The following is an 18,358-nucleotide window of genomic DNA, read 5'->3' as shown; positions in this document are numbered from 1 at the left end:
CTTCCGGGTGGAGCACGGCGGGAAGGCGCTGACGTACAGCGGGGACACCGGGGCGTGCGGGGGTTACGCGGTGTGTCGAGCGTAAGGCGCGAAAGGGCTGGTCGCTCCTCCACCGGCCGCCGTTGTGGGCGAACTCACCCGGGCTGTCACCGGTACGGGTGGGTCCGCGCCCGCGCGAGCAACGGTGGCGGCCGCCGGGGGAACCGGCGCGACACGCCCCCGTAAGGGATGGGCGCGGGAGATGGGCATTACGCGGCGACGGCACGGCACCCGGGGGAGATCCCGGGTGGCGTGCCGTCAGGTGTTCCGATGAGTGGGCCGGGAGCCGTGACGCGGCCTCAGGCCCAGAGCTGGCCCTGGAGCGCGGCGACCGCGTCCTCGACGGTCGGCGCGGTGTAGACCCCGGTCGAGAGGTATTTCCAGCCGCCGTCGGCGACGACGAAGACGATGTCCGCCGTCTCCCCCGCCGCGACCGCCTTGCGGGCGACGCCCAGCGCGGCGTGCAGCACGGCCCCGGTCGAGATGCCCGCGAAGATGCCCTCCTGCTGGAGGAGTTCCCGGGTGCGCCGCACCGCGTCCTCGGAGCCCACGGAGAAGCGGGTGGTGAGCACGGACTCGTCGTAGAGCTCGGGCACGAACCCCTCGTCGAGGTTGCGCAGCCCGTACACGAGGTCGTCGTAGCGCGGCTCGGCGGCGACGATGCGCACCCCCGGCACCTTCTCGCGCAGGAAGCGGCCCACGCCCATGAGCGTGCCGGTGGTGCCCAGTCCGGCGACGAAGTGGGTGATGGAGGGCAGGTCGGCGAGGATCTCCGGGCCGGTGGTGGCGTAGTGGGCGCCGGCGTTGTCGGGGTTGCCGTACTGGTAGAGCATCACCCAGTCGGGGTGCTCGGCGGCGAGCTCCTTGGCCACCCGTACGGCGGTGTTGGAGCCGCCCGCGGCCGGCGAGGGGATGATCTCCGCGCCCCACATGGCCAGCAGCTGCCGGCGCTCCGCGGAGGTGTTCTCGGGCATCACGCAGACCATGCGGTAGCCCTTGAGCCGGGCCGCCATGGCCAGCGAGATGCCGGTGTTGCCGGAGGTCGGCTCCAGGATGGTCGCGCCGGGGCGCAACCGGCCGTCCCGCTCGGCCTGTTCGACCATATGGAGCGCCGGCCGGTCCTTGATGGAGCCGGTCGGATTGCGGTCCTCCAGCTTCGCCCAGATCCGGACGTCCGCCGAGGGGGACAGCCGCGGCAGCCGGACCAGCGGGGTGTCGCCGACGGCGGCGACGGGCGAGTCGTACCGCATCAGCGCATGCCGCCGGCGACCGCGGGGAGGATCGTCACGCTGTCGCCGTCGGAGAGCTTGGTGGCGATGCCGGCGAGGAAGCGGACGTCCTCGTCGTTGAGGTAGACGTTGACGAACCGGCGCAGCTCGCCGCCGGCCTCGGTGTCGACGAGGCGGTCCCGGATGCCGGCGTGGCGGGTGTCGAGGTCCGTGAAGAGCTCGCCGATGGTGGCGCCGTTGCCTTCGACCGCCTTGGCGCCGTCGGTGTAGGTGCGGAGGATGGTCGGGATGCGGACCTCGATGGCCATGGTCTTCGGCTCCTGTCGAACGGGCGGGATGAGACGGGCTGAGAAAGGGGAAGAGCGGGGGAGCGGGAGCGTGCGGCGCGGTGCGGCGGGGCGTACGGCGCGGGCCGCGCCCCGGCGGGCGCGCTGCGGGGGCCAGGGGTCCCCGCGCGGCGTCCGGTCAGGCCGCGGAGGTGCGGCGGGCCCCGGCGGCGGCGCGACACATGGCGCTGGCGAGGCGGCACAGGTCGACGTGCAGCCGCGCAACGAGCAGCGCGCCCGGCGTCTCGTCGCTCACGTCCTGGACAACCATGCGGTCATCGTATCGATTCCCTGTTCGCGGTCCGGGACGCCGTCCCAGGATGCGGACGTCCGGGCGGACGGCCGCATCCCGGGGCGGGGCGCTCAGCGGGCGGCGTAGGCCGCGAGGCGCTCGTCGCGGCTGGTCAGACAGCAGCTGACGCAGCGGACGGCCTCGGCGCTGGTGTAGTAGAGACAGCAGGTGCGACGCAGATAGACCAGGCGCGGCCGGGCCGTGCCGTCCGGCTCCCGGCGGTGGACGGTGGCGACCTCGCCGAGCGCGCCGAGACCGCCGGGGGCGCCGTCGGTGAACCGCGCCCAGCGCCGGGCGAGCAGCGCGGGGTCGGCCCGCGAGGCGCAGAGCGCGGTGGCGCAGCCGTGGGCGACGCCGCCGAGGAGCTGCCGCCGGCCGGCGCGGGTGCGCCGGTGCAGGGCCTCGGCGAGGGGCAGCAGATGGCGGGTGAGGACGGGCCCGTACGGGGTGGCCGCGCGGCCGGCGCTCCCGGTGCCCTCGCCGGGGTGGGTGCCCTCGCCGTGGTGGGTGCCCTCGCCGGGTCCGCCGTCGGCTCCCGCCTCGACGGGGGCGTCCGGCGGCGCCTCGCGGAGGGCGCGCAGCCGGACCCCGGCGATGCCGTGGGCCGGGTCCGGGCGAACGAGGACGTTCTCCGGTCGGACGTCCAGGACCCGGCCCTCCAGCGCCCACCAGAGCATCGCCGCGGCCGTCACCCGGCCCGCGTAGACCGCGATCAGCGTGAGCGCGGCGGCGTGGGCGGTGCGGTGGCCGCTGCCCCGGTGTTCGGAGTCGAGCAGGCGGGCGAGCTCGGGGGTGTCGGGGGCGAGGAGCCGGTCGGCGGGGAGCCAGTCGGCCGCCTCGGCGGGCGGCGGCGGGCCGGTCTCGAAGCGGTAGCGGGGGCCGTGCGCCGCGGCGAGCGCGGCGGCCCCGGCGGCCCCGGCGGCCGTCACCGCCGCTCCCCCGGCGGCCCGGGCAGATAGACCACCGTCGGCGCGCCGGTCGCCGGATGGACGCTCACCTCGGCCCGTACCCCGTACACCGAGGCCAGCAGCTCCTCCGTGAGCACCGCGGCCGGCGGGCCGGAGGCCACCACGCGCCCGCCGGCCAGCACGTACAGCCGGTCGCAGTAGTAGGCCGCGAGGTTGAGGTCGTGCAGGGCGAGCACGGTGGTGACGCCGAGGGAGCGCACCAGGGAGAGGATCTCCAGCTGGTAGCGGACGTCGAGGTGGTTGGTCGGCTCGTCCAGGACCAGCAGGGCCGGGCGCTGGACCACCGCGCGGGCGACCAGGGCCCGCTGGCGCTCGCCGCCGGAGAGGCCGGAGAAGTCGCGCTCGGCCAGGTCCGCCACGCCCAGCCGGTCCAGGGCGCGGTCCACGAGCTCGGCGTCGGCGGCCGTGTCGGCCTCCCAGAACCGCTTGTGCGGGGAGCGCCCCATGGCGACGACCTGGCGCACGGTCAGTTCGAAGGCGCCCTGCCCGTCCTGCGGCACGGTGGCGACCCGGCGGGCGCGGGCCTTGGCGCCCAGGGCGTGGGCGTCGTCGCCGTCGAGCAGCACCCGGCCGCGGGTGGGCCGCAGGGTGCCGTAGACGCAGCGCAGCAGGGTGGTCTTGCCGCTGCCGTTGGGGCCGACGAGCCCCACGGTCTCGCCGGGGGCGATCTCCAGGTCGACGCCGTCGACGAGCGCCCGCCCGCCGGCCTCGTAGGTCAGGCCCTCGGTGCGCAGCGCGGCGGGCGCGGGGCCGGCCGGATCGGGGGCGGGGGCCGTCTTCGCGCCCCCGCCGGGGCCGGCGGATGTCCCGGCGGATGCGGCCGGGGCGGCGGCCGTCGTGCCGTCACTCACGCGGTCACTCCTTCGGTACGGCCGCGCCGTCGCAGCATCCACAGGAAGAACGGGCCGCCGGTGAGCGCGGTGAGCACGCCGACGGGGATGTCCTGGGGGGCGGCGACGGTGCGGGCGGCCAGGTCGGCCAGCGGCAGGAACACGGCGCCGGCGAGCGCCGCGACCGGGAGCAGGGCCCGGTGGCCGGCGCCGACGACCAGCCGGGCGGCGTGCGGCACCATCAGGCCGACGAAGCCGATGGCGCCGCTGTGGGCGACGAGCACCCCGGTGAGCAGGGAGGCCAGGACGAAGACGGCGGCGCGGAAGCGGGCGGTGTCCAGGCCGAGCACGGTGGCGCCCTCCTCGCCGACCAGCAGCAGGTCGAGCGGGCGGGCGAGGGCGAGCAGCAGCGCGGTGCCCGCGGCCAGGGCGATCGCGGGCAGGGCGAGCGTGTCCCAGCGGGCGCTGCCCAGGCCGCCGAGGGTCCAGTAGAGCATTTCCTGGAGGTGCTCGGCGCGGGCGGAGGTGACCAGGATCAGGCTGGTGACGGCGGAGAGGATGTAGGAGACGGCGACCCCGGAGAGGATGAGCCGCCCGGTGGTGAAGGCGCCGCCGCCGCGGGCCAGGCCGTAGACCAGGACGAGGGCGCCGAGCGCGCCGGCGAACCCGGCGGCCGGCACGGTGACGGTGGTGGCCAGCCCCCCGCCCAGGCCGAGGACGATGACGAGCACCGAGCCGACGGCCGCGCCGGAGGAGACCCCGAGCAGGTACGGGTCGGCCAGGGGGTTGCGGACCAGCGCCTGCAGCACGGCGCCGATGACGGCGAGGCCGGCGCCGGTGATGGCGCCGAGCAGCACGCGGGGCAGCCGGACGTCGAGGACGATGGTGCGGAAGGGGCCGGGCGGCGCGTCGCCGGTGAGGACGTCGAGCACCTGGCCCAGGGGGATGCGGACGGAGCCGAGGGCCAGCGCGGCGAGGGCGGTCACGACGAGCGCGCAAGTCAGGGCGGTGACGACCAGGGTGTAGCGCACGCGCTGCGGGGCCCGGCCGGGGGCGGTGTTCGGGGCGGCGGGCCCCTCGGCGGCACGAGCCTCGGCGCCAACGGATGCTTCGGCTGCGGCGTCCTGATCAGGCATGGCGGCACGACCCTCGGCGGCGGTGTTCGGGGCGGCGGAACGCGGAGCGGCGGGATTCGGGGCGGGCACGGCGGCGGCTCAGGACTTCGTGGCCGGGTGGAGCTGGTCGGCCAGGCGCCCGACCGCCTCCGGCACCCGTACGCCCAGCACGGTGTCCGAGAGCGACATCACGGCGAAGCGCCGGTTCTTGATGGCGGGCACCTCGGCGAGCGCCGGGTCCTCCAGCAGCCGCTTCTTCTTCTGTTCGACGGTGGTGGCGCCGTAGTCGTAGATCACCACGACCTCGGGCCTGCGGGCCACGACGGCCTCCCAGGAGGCGTCGCCGAAGCTCTTGTCGATGTCGGCGAAGACATTGCGGCCGCCGGCGCGCTTGATGATCTCGTTGCCGATGCCCTTGCCGCCGACGGTGTAGGCGGTCTTGTCGCCGCTGTCGTAGACGAAGACGGGGACGGCCGGGGCGCCGGCGAGCTTCTTCTCGGTGGCGGCGAAGGTGCCCTGGGCCTTCTCGACCCACTTCTCGGCCCTGGCCGGGACGCCGAAGGTGCGGCCGACCTCGCGGATCTCGCGGTAGAGGTCCTCCACCGAGGTGCTGCCGCCGGAGCAGTTCTCGACGTTGAGCCGGGTCGCGACGCCGGACTTCTTCAGCCCCTCGCGGTCGCGGCCCTCGGCGAGCGCGAAGGCGGAGGAGTAACCGCCGTAGACGAAGTCGGGGTTGGCGGCGAGCAGCGCCTCGCGGGAGGGGTACTTCGCGGAGAGGACCGGCACGGAGCGGTAGGCGCTCTCGTACGCGGGCAGCACCTTGTCGTCGAGATAGGCGGTGCCGGCCAGGGACTTCTCCAGTCCGAGCTCCAGCATCACCTCGGTGACGTGCTGGTTCATGGTGACGGCGCGCTTGGGCGGGGCCTTGAAGGTGGTGCTGACGCCGCAGTTGGTGACGGTGTAGGGGAAGCCCTCGGCGGCGGCGGAGTCGCTCCCGCCGCCGTCGGGGCTGGTGCCGCAGGACACGAGGGTCGCGAGCAGGGTGGCGGCGATGAGCGCGCGGCGCCGGAGCATGGCTGTGCCTCCTCCAAGGGATTTCCGCGTCCCTTGTTCGGTGCTGGAGGCGGCAGTCCAGTTCCTGACTCCCGCGCGCGGCCGTCGGCCGTGCGCGGTCACAGTGGCGGGACCGTCCCGGATTCGCGCCGGGTTCCTGGTGCCTGCCGCCCTGAAGTCGCGCTCAGTCTGCCAGATGGATCACCCGGACCGGCAGGTGCTCAGTACGCCTGGACGACGCGGACCTCCTCCTCGGTGACCTCGCCGGCCACGATCCGGAACGAGCGGAACTGGAACGGCCCGGCGCCGTCGGTGTCCGCCGTGGAGACCAGCACGTAGTGCGCGTTCGGCTCGTTGGCGTACGAGATGTCGGTGCGCGAGGGGTAGGCCTCGGTGGCGGTGTGGGAGTGGTAGATGACCACCGGCTCCTCGTCGCGGTCGTCCATCTCGCGGTAGAGCTTCAGCAGGTCCGTGGAGTCGAACTCGTAGAAGGTGGGCGAGCGGGCCGCGTTGAGCATCGGGACGAACCGCTCGGGGCGGCCGGAGCCGGCCGGCCCGGCGACCACGCCGCACGCCTCGTCGGGGTGGTCGGCGCGGGCGTGCGCCACGATGCGGTCGTGGAGGTCCTGGGTGATGGTCAGCATGGCGCCAGAATAAGCCGCGGGGCCGTTCGTATCGACAGGCGATACGAACGGTCCCGCATGCTGGGATCAGCGGCCGGAGCCGGCCGGGGTCAGGAGACCCTCAGAGCGCTCCCGGAGCGTTCTCAGAGCTTCTTCCCGGGGGTCTCGGCCTCGTCCTCCAGCCGGTACTCCTTGGGCAGGAACACCTCCGGCCGGCGGGCCTTGAGGACGAGGTAGGACACGCCCAGGATCGCGGCCCAGATGGGCGCCGCGTAGAGCGAGACGCGGGCGTCCTTGTCGATGCCCATCAGCACGATGACCATGCCGATGAACAGCAGCGCGAACCAGCTGGTGTACGGCGCTCCGGGGGCCTTGAACTCCGACTGCGGCAGCTCGCCGCGGTCGGCCTTGGCCCGGTAGCGGAGCTGGGAGCACAGGATCATGATCCAGGCCCACATGCCGGAGATGGTGGCGAAGGAGACGACGTAGTTGAACGCCTCGGACGGCCACTCGTAGTTGATCCAAACGCCGACCATCATCAGCGCGGCGGAGGCCGAGGTGCCCACCAGCGGCAGGCCGTTCTTCGTCAGCTTGGTGAAGAACTTCGGGCCCTGGCCGTTGAGCGCGAGGTCGCGCAGCATCCGGCCGGTGGAGTACATGCCGGAGTTGCAGGACGACAGGGCGGCGGTGAGCACCACGAAGTTGACGATGCCGGCGCCGGCCGGCAGGCCGATCTTCTGGAAGGCGGCGACGAACGGGCTGACGCCCGGCTCGAAGACGGTCCAGCTGACGACGGACAGGATGATGATGAGCGCGCCCAGGTAGAAGACCGCGATCCGCCACGGCACGGTGTTGATCGCCTTGGGCAGGGTCTTCTTGGGGTCGGCGGCCTCGCCGGCGGTGACGCCGACCAGCTCGACGGCGAGGAAGGCGAACATCACGATCTGCAGGGTCATCAGCGTGCCGCCGATGCCCTTCGGGAAGAAGCCGCCGTCGGACCAGAGCAGGGTGAAGGAGGCGGTGTCACCGGCGTCGGAGAAGCCGAGGGTGATCACGCCGAGACCGATGAGGATCATGCCGATGATCGCGGTGACCTTGATCATCGAGAACCAGAACTCCAGCTCACCGAAGAGCTTCACCGAGATCAGGTTGATGCAGAAGAGGACGACCGTGAAGACGAGCGCCGAGATCCACTGCGGGACGTCGGCCCAGTACTGCACATAGGTGGCCGCCGCGGTCACTTCCGTGATGCCGGTGACGACCCAGAAGAGCCAGTACGTCCAGCCCGTGACGAAGCCGAAGAACGGGCCGAGGAACTCCCGCGCGTACTCCGAGAAGCTGCCGGAGACCGGGCGGTACATCAGGAGCTCGCCGAGCGCCCGCATGATGAAGAAGATCACTATGCCGGCGATGGCGTAGGCGAGGATGAGGCTCGGGCCGGCCTTGGAGATGGCCTTGCCCGCGCCCAGGAAGAGGCCGGTGCCGATGGCGCCACCAATGGCGATCATCTGGATCTGCCGGTTGCCCAGCCCGCGCTGATAGCCCTCTTCGGGAGCGGCCGCCGCGGCCCCCTTGCCGTCGCTGTCCTTGTCGACCTGCACAGAGGTCATGAATGGTGCGCCTTTCTCCAACCGATCCGGTCTGTCCGGATCGGGTCCCGATCCCCCCGGATGGAGTCCTGCACGCCGACGGTCTGCCGGCTCAGCGCTCCCGCCGCGACATGGGTGGCGTCGCGGAGGCAGGTCGGCAAGATTTATCACGGCCGACACACTGATCGGAGGTCGCCCGGACAGGGGAATGTGGTGCACACCACAAGAAAAAGCGGGCAAAAGACGTACGCCGGTTCAGATCCGGCGGGTTCGGTCATCAGATCGTTATACGGGCTCCCGTGTCCGCTGGGCGACCGTGGGTAACGCGCGCGGGACAAGCGCCGCGAAACCGAGCGGAACCGCGGCAAAGGGGCCCGCGCGCCGGCCGGCCGCGGCCGCTCACGGCATCAGCGTCTCCACCAGCGTCTGCTGGAGCTCGCCGAGCCAGAGATAGGCCAGCACCATCGGCTTGCGGGGGTCGGCGTCCGGCAGCCGGTAGAGCTCGCCGCCGTCCTCCTCGTCGGTGACCTCCAGCCGGGTGCCGATCGCCAGCCGCAGATCGTTGAGCGTGCCCAGCCACTGGCGCGACTCGTCGGGGGTCAGCTCCAGCGCGGCCGCGCCGTCACCGGCGGCCAGCGCGTCCAGCGAGCGGATCACCGCGATGGCGTCGTCGCGCTTGCGGGCCCGCAGATCGTTCTCGGTGAAGCGGCGGAACTCGGCCGACGCCCGCCGGGCCTCCTCGTCCGGCTCCCGCTCCGGGCCGCCGTACGCGTCCGGGAAGAGCCGGGCCAGCGCCGGGTCGGAGGGCGGCTCGCTGGGGCCCTCGGAGAACAGCGCGGCCAGCGGGTCGTCGCCCTCGACCGGCTCCTCGCCGGGCCCGACCAGCTCGACGAGCTGCACGGCCAGGCTGCGCAGGATGGAGATCTCGACCTCGTCCAGGGCGATCGCCGCCCCGCCGCCGGGCAGCGGTTCGAAGTGGCCGGCCATCAGCGGTCCTGCTGGAGGGTCGCCCACAGGCCGTAGCCGTGCATGGCCTGTACGTCGCGTTCCATCTCCTCGCGGGTCCCGCTGGAGACGACCGCCCGCCCCTTGTGGTGCACATCGAGCATGAGTTTGTGTGCCTTGTCCTTCGAGTAGCCGAAGTACGCCTGGAAGACGTAGGTCACATAGCTCATCAGATTCACCGGGTCGTTGTGCACGATCGTCACCCAGGGCACATCCGGAGCGGGCACCGCTTCGGACGCCTCGCGGGATTCGGTGCTCTCGATCTCCATGGGTGCGACGCTCACGTGGCCCATGCTGCCACTCGGCACGGGGCGTCGCACAAACGGGGTGGCGGTCGTGGCGCTCGATCGGGCATCGAAATCGTCAATGTGACGAGATTGGGGGTACGCTCCCCGTATGAACACTGCCGACATGGGGCTGCCGGTCGCCGTGCCGTCGACCGCGCTCTTCACCGACCAGTACGAGCTGACCATGCTGCGGGCGGCGCTCAAGGCCGGCACCGAGGGCCGTCGGTCGGTCTTCGAGGTCTTCACCCGCCGGCTGCCCGAGGGCCGCCGGTACGGCGTCGTGGCCGGCACCGGGCGCGTGCTGGACGCGGTCGAGAACTTCCGTTTCGACGCCGGGGTGCTGGAGTTCCTGCGGGACCGGCAGGTGGTGGACGAGCCGACCCTCCAGTGGCTGGCCGACTACCGCTTCCGGGGCGACATCTGGGGCTACCCCGAGGGCGAGGTGTACTTCCCCGGCTCCCCGATCCTGCGGGTGGAGGCGTCCTTCGCCGAGGCCGTGCTGCTGGAGACGGTGATCCTCTCGATCCTCAACCACGACTCGGCGGTGGCCGCCGCGGCCTCCCGGATGGCGGTGGCCGCCGCCGGCCGGCCGCTGATCGAGATGGGCGCCCGGCGCACCCATGAGCTGGCCGCCGTCGCCGCGGCCCGCGCCGCCTACGTCGGCGGCTTCGCCTCCACCTCCGATCTGGCCGCCGGGTTCCGGTACAACATTCCGACCGTCGGCACCAGTGCGCACGCCTTCACGCTGGTGCACGACAGCGAGCGGGACGCCTTCACCGCCCAGGTCGACTCCCTCGGCCGGGGCACGACCCTGCTGGTGGACACCTACGACGTCACCGAGGCGGTGCGGACCGCCGTGGAGATCGCCGGCCCGGAGCTCGGCGCCGTCCGCATCGACTCCGGCGACCTGCTGCTCGTCGCCCACCGGGTGCGCCAGCAGCTCGACGAGCTGGGCGCGCGCGACACCAAAATCGTGGTGACCAGCGACCTCGACGAGTACGCGATCGCCTCGCTGGCGGCCGCGCCCGTGGACGCGTACGGGGTCGGCACCCAGGTGGTGACCGGCAGCGGCCACCCCACCTGCTCCATGGTCTACAAGCTGGTCGCCCGGGCCCGCTCGGCCGACCCGGCGGCCCCGCTGGAGCCGGTCGCCAAGCGGTCCACCGGCGGCAAGAGCTCGCTCGGCGGGCGCAAGTGGGCCGCGCGCCGGCTCGACGCCGACGGGGTCGCGGAGGCCGAGGTCGTCGGCACCGGGCCGGTCCCCGAGGACCTGGCGGCCCGGCAGCTGCTGGTGCCGCTGGTGCGGGGCGGCGAGGTGGTCGGGCGCGAGCGGCTGGAGGCGGCCCGCGAGCGGCACCGGGCGGCGCTGGCGGCGCTGCCGATGTCGGCGGCCCAGCTCTCCCGCGGCGAGCCGGTGCTCCCCACGGTCTACGTCTGACAGCTCCCCGCGGTCCGCGTCCGAGAGCTCTTTGGGGCCACGTCCGAGTGCTCCACGGTCCGCGTCCGAGCTTCTACCCTCGACACCGGGGAGTGTCTTCACCGGAGCGCCGTCCGCCCGGAGGGCGGGCCGGGCGGCGCCCCGCCCCGCCCTCCGTCACCAGCCGAAGGACACCCGTCATGCACCGGGCACTGATCGTCGTCGATGTGCAGAACGACTTCTGCGAGGGCGGCAGCCTCGCGGTCGCCGGGGGCGCCGACGTCGCCGCCGCGATCACCGATCTGGTCGGCCAGGCGCCGGCCGGCTACCGCCATGTGGTGGCCACCCGCGATGTCCACATCGAGCCGGGCGAGCACTTCTCGGACCACCCGGACTATGTGCGCACCTGGCCGGTGCACTGCCGGGCGGGCACCGAGGGCAGCGGCTTCCACCCCAACTTCGCGCCCGCCGTCGCCTCGGGCGCGGTGGACGCGGTGTTCGACAAGGGCGCCTACGCGGCCGCGTACAGCGGCTTCGAGGGCGTGGACGAGAACGGCACCCCGCTGGCGGCGTGGCTGCGCGACCGCGGGGTGAGCGAGGTCGACGTGGTCGGCATCGCCACGGACCACTGTGTGCGGGCGACCGCCCTGGACGCCGTGCGGGAGGGCTTCGCCACGCATGTGCTGCTCCACCTGACGGTGGGCGTCGCCGAGGAGACCACCCGCGCGGCGCTGGAGGAGCTCCGGGCGGCGGGGGTGGAGCTCAGCGGCGCGCCGGCCCGCTGACGGCCTGTGTGCCGGTGTGCCCGGTCTCCCCGGTCTCCCCGGTGCCACCGGCGTCCGCCGCCGGCTCCGCTCCCCCGGGGGCGGCCGGGCGGGGCCGCAGCAGCGCCCCGATGGGGTGCCAGGACTCCGTGTCGTCGGCGCGCACGGCGCGCCAGACCAGGCCGTCGGGGTGGTGGAGGACGGCGGTGATCTCGTCCGGGGTGGGCGGCTCGGTGTTGCCGCGCAGATAGACCGCGCGCAGCCCGAGATTGCGCAGCCGGGTGAGCGCCCGCTGCCGGTTCGCGGCGTGCACCAGCACCCGTACCCGGGAGGCGTCCGGGACCCGGGGGGCGGGGCCCGGGCCGGCCGCGCCGTCGGGCCGGGGCACGGACAGCGCCACGACGACGCTCCCGCCCGGGAGCTTGGTGAATCCTCCGCCGGCCATCCGCGCATCTCCCCCGTCGACCACAGGTGTCACAACCACGGTGTCAATAAGAGCCTGCCTGCGCCCATGGTCGTGGATGCGGCCGCCGCCCGCCAGAGGGCGACGGCCGCAACCGTTCTGACCTGCTGAAATGCCGGTTACTTGGTGGAGGGGCCGACCTGGACGGTCATCGTGGAGCCGTTCGGCGCCTGCTGGAGGATGGCGATCCGGGTGTTGGTGTCAGGAACCTTCACGCCGGCCGTCGGGTTGGACTCGTACCAGTACTTGCCGGTCCGGTCGTCGAAGAACGACTTGCCCGGCTTCATCCGGATCTTCGACGGCTTGCCGTTCTTGTGCAGGGTGATGCCCTGGGTGGGGTACCAGCTGAACGGCGAGTCGTACGCCTGGACGCGGTTGCGCATCAGGGTGCCGTCGGCGAACTTCTCCGGCGCGGCGTGCGCGTCCACGGGCAGGATCAGGCCCTCACCGGGGTGGACGCCGACGTTGTTGTCCTGCTGCGAGGTGTCCCACAGCCAGACGACGAGGCCCCTCTGGTACGGGTAGTGCTCGACCCAGCTCGGCCGGGTGTTGGCGAAGCCGAAGTTGTACGGGCCGGTCTTCAGCGTCCGGTCGTAGGAGACGTACTGGCGGTTCTCGGCGATGTAGTACTGCGGGTACTCCTTGGTGAAGGACCCGGCGATGCGCGAGAAGCCCTTGCCGGTCCAGCCTGCGTCGTCCTTCTCGGCGCCGTCGGTGAACAGCGCCGCGCCGTCGGCCAGCACGCTGATCGCGTCCGCGGTGAAGCCCTTCTGGGCCGCGCCGCCGTCGGTCTGGTAGCGGAAGCGGAGGTCGATCTTCTTGCCGGCGTACGCGTCCAGCGGGAAGACCATGTCCTTGTGGCCGCCGGAGACGCCGGTGAGCGCGGGCTTGTCGCCGCCGTCCCGGGTGATCGGCTTGCCGTCCGCGGTGCCGTCGACCGGGGTCCAGTTGGCGCCGCCGTCGGTGGAGACCTCGGTGTAGAGGTAGTCGTAGTTCTCCTCGATGTCCCACCAGCCCTTGAACCGGAGGGAGGCGCTCGCCCTGCCGGTGAGGTCGACCGGGCGGGCGAGGGTGTTCTTGAGGTTGTTGCCCATGCCGCTCCACCACTGCCTGGCGCCCTCGGCGGGCGCGACGACCGTGGTGGTCTCGGACTTGGCGGGCAGCTCGACGACCAGCGCCTGCTTGTCCTTGGTGTTGTACTCGGCGACGCCCAGCGTGTGCGTGGACGCGGTCGCGGCCTTGGCCTTGTCGTAGCTCAGCCAGCCGAGCTGGAGCTTGTCCCAGGCGCTCATGTCGCCCGGCAGGTCGCCGATGGAGCCCTTGCCGGTGCCCAGCCAGGAGCCGGTGGACATCAGCGACCAGAAGCCGACCGACGACTCGCCCTTGCCGGTGGTGTCGTAGAGGTCCGGCAGCCCCAGGTCGTGGCCGTACTCGTGGGCGAAGACGCCGAGCCCGCCGTTCTCCGGCTGCATGGTGTAGTCGCCGACCCAGATGCCGGTGTCGCCGATCTCGGTGCCGCCGGACTTGTTCTGCGCCGGGCCGGTCTTGCCGGCGTCGGTGCCGAACGCGTACCAGCGGTGCGCCCAGAGCGCGTTGGTGCCCTGGTCACCGCCGCCGGCGGACTCGTCCTCGCCGGCGTGCACGATCTGGAAGTGGTCGATGTAGCCGTCGGCCTCGTTGAAGTTGCCGTCGCCGTCGAAGTCGTAGCGGTCCCACTGGTCGTACGCGGCCAGCTGCGCCTTGATCTGCTCGGGCGTCCGGCCGGCGGCCCGCTGGTCCGCGACCCACCGGTTGACGCCGTCGCGCACCAGGTCCCAGACGTTGTGGCAGTTGGTGTCGCCGCAGTAGTTGGAACCGTACCGGGCCTCGTTCCAGTCGACCTTCACCCAGTCGGAGACCTCGCCGTCGACCGAGTAGCGGCCGGAGGACTGCTTCTCGTAGTACTTCTTGAGGGACTCCTTGCCGTCCTCCTTCGAGAAGTACAGGTCCTCGAAGTGCTTGCGGTTGTAGTCCTTCTGCCAGGCCGTGCTGTTGTCCTGGGAGCGGTCGGGCTCGGTTATTCGGTTGTGCAGCGGACCGGGCTCGCCGCCGTACTTGGGCGCCGGGGGCTTGGGGCCGGTGGGGCCGTCGGGGTCGTGCATCGTGGTGGAGTCGACCTGGTCGCCGAACTCCACGAGAATGGTGAAGATCTTGTCGGTCTTCTCCCGGGCCAGCTCGACGTACTTGCCGCGGTCGAGCTCGACCACCGTGGAGGGGCCGCGGCGTTCGGCCGTGGCGTCCCCCGCGAGCACCTGCTGGAGCGCGTCCTTGCGCTGTTCCTCCTGCCGCTTGCTGAACGGCCCGTCGAGATCGTGCTTCACATGCTCCCTGGCGGGCGCCGGGTCGTGGCGCTCCACCGCGGACGCGGCGCCCCGCGCCTCGTCGGCCCGGGCCGCGGTTACGGTCAGACCGCTCGCCCCGATCGCGGCAACGGCCGTGACCAGGGCGGCAGATCTGAGACTCCTCCGTCGGTTGCTCACGTGGTCGGTGTCCTTTCCCCCAACAGTGCGTTGACTGGCATGTGCGCCGAGGGGCATTGGACCGGAGGCGGGGAAGAAAAGACAGGTCTTGACTGGCACACGACAGACAAGTACGTTACTCGGTCGACTCATTCCGGTTATCGGACATCAGGACCGGTCCGGAACAGGCGCGTTCAACCCCCACCGACGACGAAACGGTGAATCGGTGCGCCCCCCATGCTCCGGCACAGTGTGTTAGGTCACGCTTACCGGCAGTTCCGCTCGGGCAGACAGGACCGTAGAGTCATATGACGGCGCGAACTCATGCGTTGCTCGGGGGGCGGCTCCCCCGTCCCCCCATGGCTCAGGCTCCACACCCCCCAAAGAAGCCCTGAGGACGGATTCCGCCATGCCGCGTCCGACTGCCGCACAGCTCGCCTATGGTTCGGCCACCGTCGTTCTGTCGACCCTGGCCATGCTGCTGCTCTCACAGGCCCGCCCGGGGATCTGGGTGACGGTCATCGCGTTCGCGGGCCTCGCCCTCGGGCTGCTCATCGCCATGACCCTGTCCGTGCGACCATCCCAGCGGGTCCGCCGGCCCTCCGCCACGACGGCGGCCGCCTCCTCGCGCACCCCGCACTTCCGGGTGCCGAGCCCGCGGCCGCGCCCCGGCGCCGCGATAGGCGGCACCCGCAGGGAGCACTCCCTGCGGCGCTGACCCATCGGCACCGGCCTTCGGCCGAGCCCTCCTCCGGGTCCGGGCGGACCCGGAGGAGGATCGTCAGGGGCCTCGGGACCGACCCGGCGGGCCTGGGGACCGACTAGCGGGCCGAGACCACCACGGTCTTGGCCATCTTGTCGTGCAGGGCGAGCCGGTAGGGCTTGTCCCACAGGAACCACAGCGAGTTCACCAGCCAGAACACCCAGCCCACCACCAGCGGGGCGAGCATCCCCGGCAGCACGTACACGGCGGCGCGCGCCCAGCCGCGGCCGCGCGGGATGTTCCCGTCGCGCAGCACCGCCACCCGGATGCCCACCGCCCGCTTGCCGAGGGTCTGGCCGCTGCGGTCCAGCAGCGCGCCCTCGTAACAGAAGTACAGGGCGAAGGTGAGGGTGGCCGAGAGCAGGACCCGCAGCGGGTCCTGCCGCCCGTCGTTCTCGGTGGCGTAGGTGAGCGCGCCGGTCGCCGCGAGCATCAGCACCCACAGCAGACCCAGCACCATCGTGTCGATCAGCCGGGCCACGAAGCGCTGGCCGGTGGTGGCCAGCGGGGCCATGCCCGGCAGGGGCGCGGAGTCGCCGTACGGGGGGTACGGGCTGCCGGCCCCGGGCCGCTGCCCCTGCGGTTGGTGCACGCTCATACGAGGAGTAAATCAGCCGCCGGGCCGAAAGCCGAGAGCGGGCGGAACGGGGGCCTCAGTCCGCCGCGACCACCACGGTCTTCGCCACCTTGTCGTGCAGACACTGCTGGTACGGCTTGTCCCAGGTGCAGTTCAGGACGTTCACCAGCCAGAAGATGAAGCCGCAGCAGGGAATGACCTCGGGCAGCGAGTACGTGGCCGCGCGCAGCCAGCCGGCCTGGCCCGAGGGGATCGCGCCGTTCTCCAGCATCGCCACGCGGATCTTCATCCACTTCTTGCCCAGCGTCTGGCCCGAGTTGGTGAGCATCAGGGCCTCGTAGACGAAGTAGGCGAGGAGGATGACGATCTGGACGGTGGCCGACTTGCCGGTGTCGTCCGCGTCCGTGGGGTCGTAGCCGCCGACCAGCAGGGTCATGACGGCACCCACCGGAATGCCGATGATCAGGCTGTCGATGATGCGGGCGACCAGCCGGCGGCCGCGGTTGGCCAGCGGCGGCATGCCCGCGAGCGGATCGGCTCCGTAGGGGGCGCCGTAACCGCCGCCGGGGGGACCGCCGTACGGGCCGCCGCCGGGAGGGCCCCCGTACGGGCCGCCGCCTCCCGGGCTGCCACTGCCCCCGTACGGGTCACCGGTGCCCGAGCCGCCGTACGGATCGCCACCGGGCGGGGTCCCGTACGGCGACGAGGGCGGGGGCGACGGGGGCGGGGGCGGTCCGCCGCCGTACGGGCCGCCGCCTCCGGGGGGCGGGGGCGGCTGCTGAGGCGGTGGCTCGGACGGGGGCCGCTTCGCGAACGGGTCGCTCTCGGGCGGCTCGTCGGGGCCGGGCCTCGGCTGATCGCTGCTCATGCCCCCCAGTCGAACCCCGCCCGGGTCCGGGCGCAGCCCGGCATGAGCCGTTCGGGGGACCCGGCGGAGGGCCCGGGAGGCCGGCCCGGGCCGGCCCGGGTGGGGCCGGGTCAGCCCTTGCCGGCGACGAACGTGCGGGCCGCCTTGTCGTGCCAGCACTGCCGCCAGGGCCGGTCGAACAGGCACCAGGCCACATTGACCAGGCCCACCGCCAGCAGGCCCAGCACGCTGTTGACGAGCCAGCGGCGCAGCGCGGCCCCGAACGAGGGCGTGTCGTGGGACTCGATGTCCAGCACCCTGATCCCGCACAGCCGCTTGCCGAGCGTGCGGCCCCAGGTCGCGGTGGGCAGCACCTCGTAGACCAGCCCGACGACCAGCAGCACGCCCAGGACGATGCCGAGGTAGGTGGTGGTCGTCCCGTCCAGCAGCCAGACGGTGACCGTCTCGCCGCTGAGCTTCGCCTCCTCGATCTTGGCGTCGACGTGCTCCACGGCCTTCTGCCCGAGCGGAACGGCGGCGGCCGCGGCGGACCCCACCGGCACCAGGCCGTCGATCAGCCGCGCCAGCAGGCGGCGGCCGAGGGCGGCGGGGCGGGCGGCGGCCCGGTCCCGGGCCGCGCGGAGGAACGGGTCGTCGACGGGCGGCCGCCAGGGCGTCAGGCCCTCGGCCGGCAGCGGGCCCTCCCCCGCGGCCGGGGCGGGCTGCCCAGCGGGCCGCGTCTGCTGGGGCACGGGCTGCGCGGCGTGCTGCGGGGTCTGCTGAGCAGTCTGCTGCGGCGCCTGCTGAGGCGCTTGCTGAGGCCAGGACGCCTGGCCGCCGCCCGGGGAGCCGGGGGCGGCGACCGGCGAGCGGTCCGGTGCCGCCGGCTGCCCCGGGGCCGGTACGCGCTCCTGCGCCGCGGCGGGGGCCTGGGCGGCGGCCGGCTGGCCCTGGGCCGACGGGGCCGGTGCCGGTGCGGAAGCGTGGGCGGCGGCCTGTGCGGCGGCGCGGTCCTGCGCCGACGGGGCCTGGGCGGCGGCGTTCGGACCGGCGGCGGACCCCGCCGAGGGGCCGAAGGCCCGGATGGTGACGGTGCGTTCGCGCCGGGCGGCCGCGCCGCCGGTGGCGCGCTCGGCCGGCAGCGGCCCGCCGCCGCCCGGGACGGCACCCTCCGGGACGGCCGCACCGGTGGCGCGGGGCTCGGGCGCCCCGGCCGCGCGGGGCCCCGGGAGCCCGGGCCCCTCGGCGGCGTCGGCGCCCCGGTCCTGCGCGCCGTCGCCGCCGGGCGCGGCGCCCCAGGAGATGCGGCGGTCCCGGTCGCCGCCGAGGCCGTGCTGGCGGGCGGAGTCGGCCTGCCAGGCGGCGGCCGGGGCGTCGCCCCGCCCGGGCGCGCCCCCCCCCCCCCCCCCCGGGGCGGGGGGCGGCGCTCCCCGGGCCGGCCGGCTCCGCGCCGTGGACGTCCATCTCCCCGCGCGGGCGCAGCGCGGGGAGGGAGGCCCCCGTGGTGTCGAGGGGGTCGAGGGGGTCCTCGTCGAAGAACATCGGCCCGGTCTCCTCGGCGGGCGCGGGGTCCTGCGCGCCCGCGGCCCGGGCCGTGGCCACGGGAGCGGAGGGGCCGGTGGGCGCGGCCACGGCCGTGGGAACGGACGGCGCGGCGGCGGCCGGGGCAGGCG

19 protein-coding genes and 1 riboswitch are annotated in these 18,358 nt (G+C 73.4%); of the genes, 3 read left to right on the top strand and 16 right to left on the bottom strand.

Annotation, left to right across the window (positions count from 1 at the left end; translation table 11 throughout):
- Positions 1-338: 338 nt before the first annotated feature.
- The 11 genes from ACSNOD_RS15845 to clpS form a co-directional block, all read right to left on the bottom strand.
- A complete protein-coding gene (locus ACSNOD_RS15845; RefSeq protein WP_436767574.1) occupies positions 339-1,289 on the bottom strand; it encodes a PLP-dependent cysteine synthase family protein in 951 nt (316 codons plus the stop codon).
- Complete coding sequence (locus tag ACSNOD_RS15840) at positions 1,289-1,576, bottom strand: MoaD/ThiS family protein (RefSeq protein WP_436767573.1); 288 nt, start codon at positions 1,574-1,576, stop codon at positions 1,289-1,291. Before ACSNOD_RS15840 ends, ACSNOD_RS15845 begins: the two co-directional genes overlap by 1 nt.
- Positions 1,577-1,733: 157 nt before the next feature.
- Positions 1,734-1,865, bottom strand: a complete 132-nt coding sequence (locus ACSNOD_RS15835; RefSeq protein ID WP_436767572.1) for a putative leader peptide — start codon at positions 1,863-1,865, stop codon at positions 1,734-1,736.
- A gap of 92 nt (positions 1,866-1,957) precedes the next feature.
- Positions 1,958-2,815: a (2Fe-2S)-binding protein gene (locus ACSNOD_RS15830; protein WP_436767571.1), complete on the bottom strand. Its 858-nt coding sequence runs from the start codon at positions 2,813-2,815 to the stop codon at positions 1,958-1,960.
- Positions 2,812-3,588, bottom strand: a complete 777-nt coding sequence (locus tag ACSNOD_RS15825) for an ABC transporter ATP-binding protein (RefSeq protein ID WP_436767575.1) — start codon at positions 3,586-3,588, stop codon at positions 2,812-2,814. The genes ACSNOD_RS15830 and ACSNOD_RS15825 overlap by 4 nt, the downstream gene beginning before the upstream one ends.
- A 113-nt stretch (positions 3,589-3,701) precedes the next feature.
- The gene (locus ACSNOD_RS15820; protein WP_436767570.1) at positions 3,702-4,820 is read right to left on the bottom strand and encodes a FecCD family ABC transporter permease; all 1,119 of its coding nucleotides are present in this window, start codon (positions 4,818-4,820) and stop codon (positions 3,702-3,704) included.
- A gap of 78 nt (positions 4,821-4,898) precedes the next feature.
- Positions 4,899-5,873, bottom strand: a complete 975-nt coding sequence (locus ACSNOD_RS15815; protein ID WP_436767569.1) for an ABC transporter substrate-binding protein — start codon at positions 5,871-5,873, stop codon at positions 4,899-4,901.
- A 58-nt stretch (positions 5,874-5,931) separates the two neighbouring features.
- A riboswitch (cobalamin riboswitch) is annotated at positions 5,932-6,012 on the bottom strand.
- Between the two features lie 61 nt (positions 6,013-6,073).
- The gene (locus tag ACSNOD_RS15810) at positions 6,074-6,496 is read right to left on the bottom strand and encodes a Mov34/MPN/PAD-1 family protein (protein WP_436767568.1); all 423 of its coding nucleotides are present in this window, start codon (positions 6,494-6,496) and stop codon (positions 6,074-6,076) included.
- Between the two features lie 122 nt (positions 6,497-6,618).
- On the bottom strand, positions 6,619-8,085 hold the full coding sequence (locus ACSNOD_RS15805) for an amino acid permease (RefSeq protein WP_436767567.1): 1,467 nt from the start codon (positions 8,083-8,085) through the stop codon (positions 6,619-6,621).
- A gap of 378 nt (positions 8,086-8,463) precedes the next feature.
- Positions 8,464-9,051, bottom strand: a complete 588-nt coding sequence (locus ACSNOD_RS15800) for a DUF2017 domain-containing protein (protein ID WP_436767566.1) — start codon at positions 9,049-9,051, stop codon at positions 8,464-8,466.
- Complete coding sequence (clpS, locus tag ACSNOD_RS15795) at positions 9,051-9,362, bottom strand: ATP-dependent Clp protease adapter ClpS (RefSeq protein ID WP_436767565.1); 312 nt, start codon at positions 9,360-9,362, stop codon at positions 9,051-9,053. The genes ACSNOD_RS15800 and clpS overlap by 1 nt, the downstream gene beginning before the upstream one ends.
- A gap of 103 nt (positions 9,363-9,465) precedes the next feature.
- Between clpS and ACSNOD_RS15790 the strand changes: the two genes are divergently transcribed.
- Both ACSNOD_RS15790 and ACSNOD_RS15785 read left to right on the top strand, forming a co-directional pair.
- Complete coding sequence (locus ACSNOD_RS15790) at positions 9,466-10,794, top strand: nicotinate phosphoribosyltransferase (RefSeq protein ID WP_436767564.1); 1,329 nt, start codon at positions 9,466-9,468, stop codon at positions 10,792-10,794.
- Between the two features lie 179 nt (positions 10,795-10,973).
- Entirely contained in the window at positions 10,974-11,558 is a 585-nt protein-coding gene (locus ACSNOD_RS15785; protein ID WP_436767563.1) for an isochorismatase family protein, read from the top strand.
- Here ACSNOD_RS15785 and ACSNOD_RS15780 read toward each other — a convergent pair.
- Together ACSNOD_RS15780 and ACSNOD_RS15775 are read right to left on the bottom strand one after the other, a co-directional pair.
- Positions 11,536-11,982 (bottom strand): hypothetical protein, encoded by a 447-nt coding sequence (locus ACSNOD_RS15780; protein ID WP_436767562.1) that lies wholly within the window; start codon positions 11,980-11,982, stop codon positions 11,536-11,538. The genes ACSNOD_RS15785 and ACSNOD_RS15780 overlap by 23 nt on opposite strands.
- A 137-nt stretch (positions 11,983-12,119) precedes the next feature.
- The gene (locus ACSNOD_RS15775; RefSeq protein WP_436767561.1) at positions 12,120-14,519 is read right to left on the bottom strand and encodes an immune inhibitor A domain-containing protein; all 2,400 of its coding nucleotides are present in this window, start codon (positions 14,517-14,519) and stop codon (positions 12,120-12,122) included.
- A gap of 388 nt (positions 14,520-14,907) precedes the next feature.
- Between ACSNOD_RS15775 and ACSNOD_RS15770 the strand changes: the two genes are divergently transcribed.
- A complete protein-coding gene (locus ACSNOD_RS15770) occupies positions 14,908-15,216 on the top strand; it encodes a hypothetical protein (protein WP_436767560.1) in 309 nt (102 codons plus the stop codon).
- A gap of 103 nt (positions 15,217-15,319) precedes the next feature.
- Here the strand turns inward: ACSNOD_RS15770 and ACSNOD_RS15765 are convergent, their stop codons facing one another.
- The 3 genes from ACSNOD_RS15765 to ACSNOD_RS15755 form a co-directional block, all read right to left on the bottom strand.
- Positions 15,320-15,859, bottom strand: coding sequence for an RDD family protein (locus tag ACSNOD_RS15765; RefSeq protein ID WP_436767559.1), 540 nt, complete (start codon positions 15,857-15,859; stop codon positions 15,320-15,322).
- Between the two features lie 55 nt (positions 15,860-15,914).
- A complete protein-coding gene (locus ACSNOD_RS15760) occupies positions 15,915-16,706 on the bottom strand; it encodes an RDD family protein (protein WP_436767558.1) in 792 nt (263 codons plus the stop codon).
- A gap of 110 nt (positions 16,707-16,816) precedes the next feature.
- Complete coding sequence (locus ACSNOD_RS15755; protein WP_436767557.1) at positions 16,817-17,437, bottom strand: RDD family protein; 621 nt, start codon at positions 17,435-17,437, stop codon at positions 16,817-16,819.
- Between the last annotated feature and the right edge of the window lie 921 nt (positions 17,438-18,358).

The organism is Streptomyces sp. URMC 123 (assembly GCF_051386515.1).
In the GTDB taxonomy this organism is placed as follows: Bacteria; Actinomycetota; Actinomycetes; order Streptomycetales; family Streptomycetaceae; genus Streptomyces.
This window is presented reverse-complemented; position numbering and strand designations above follow the sequence as displayed.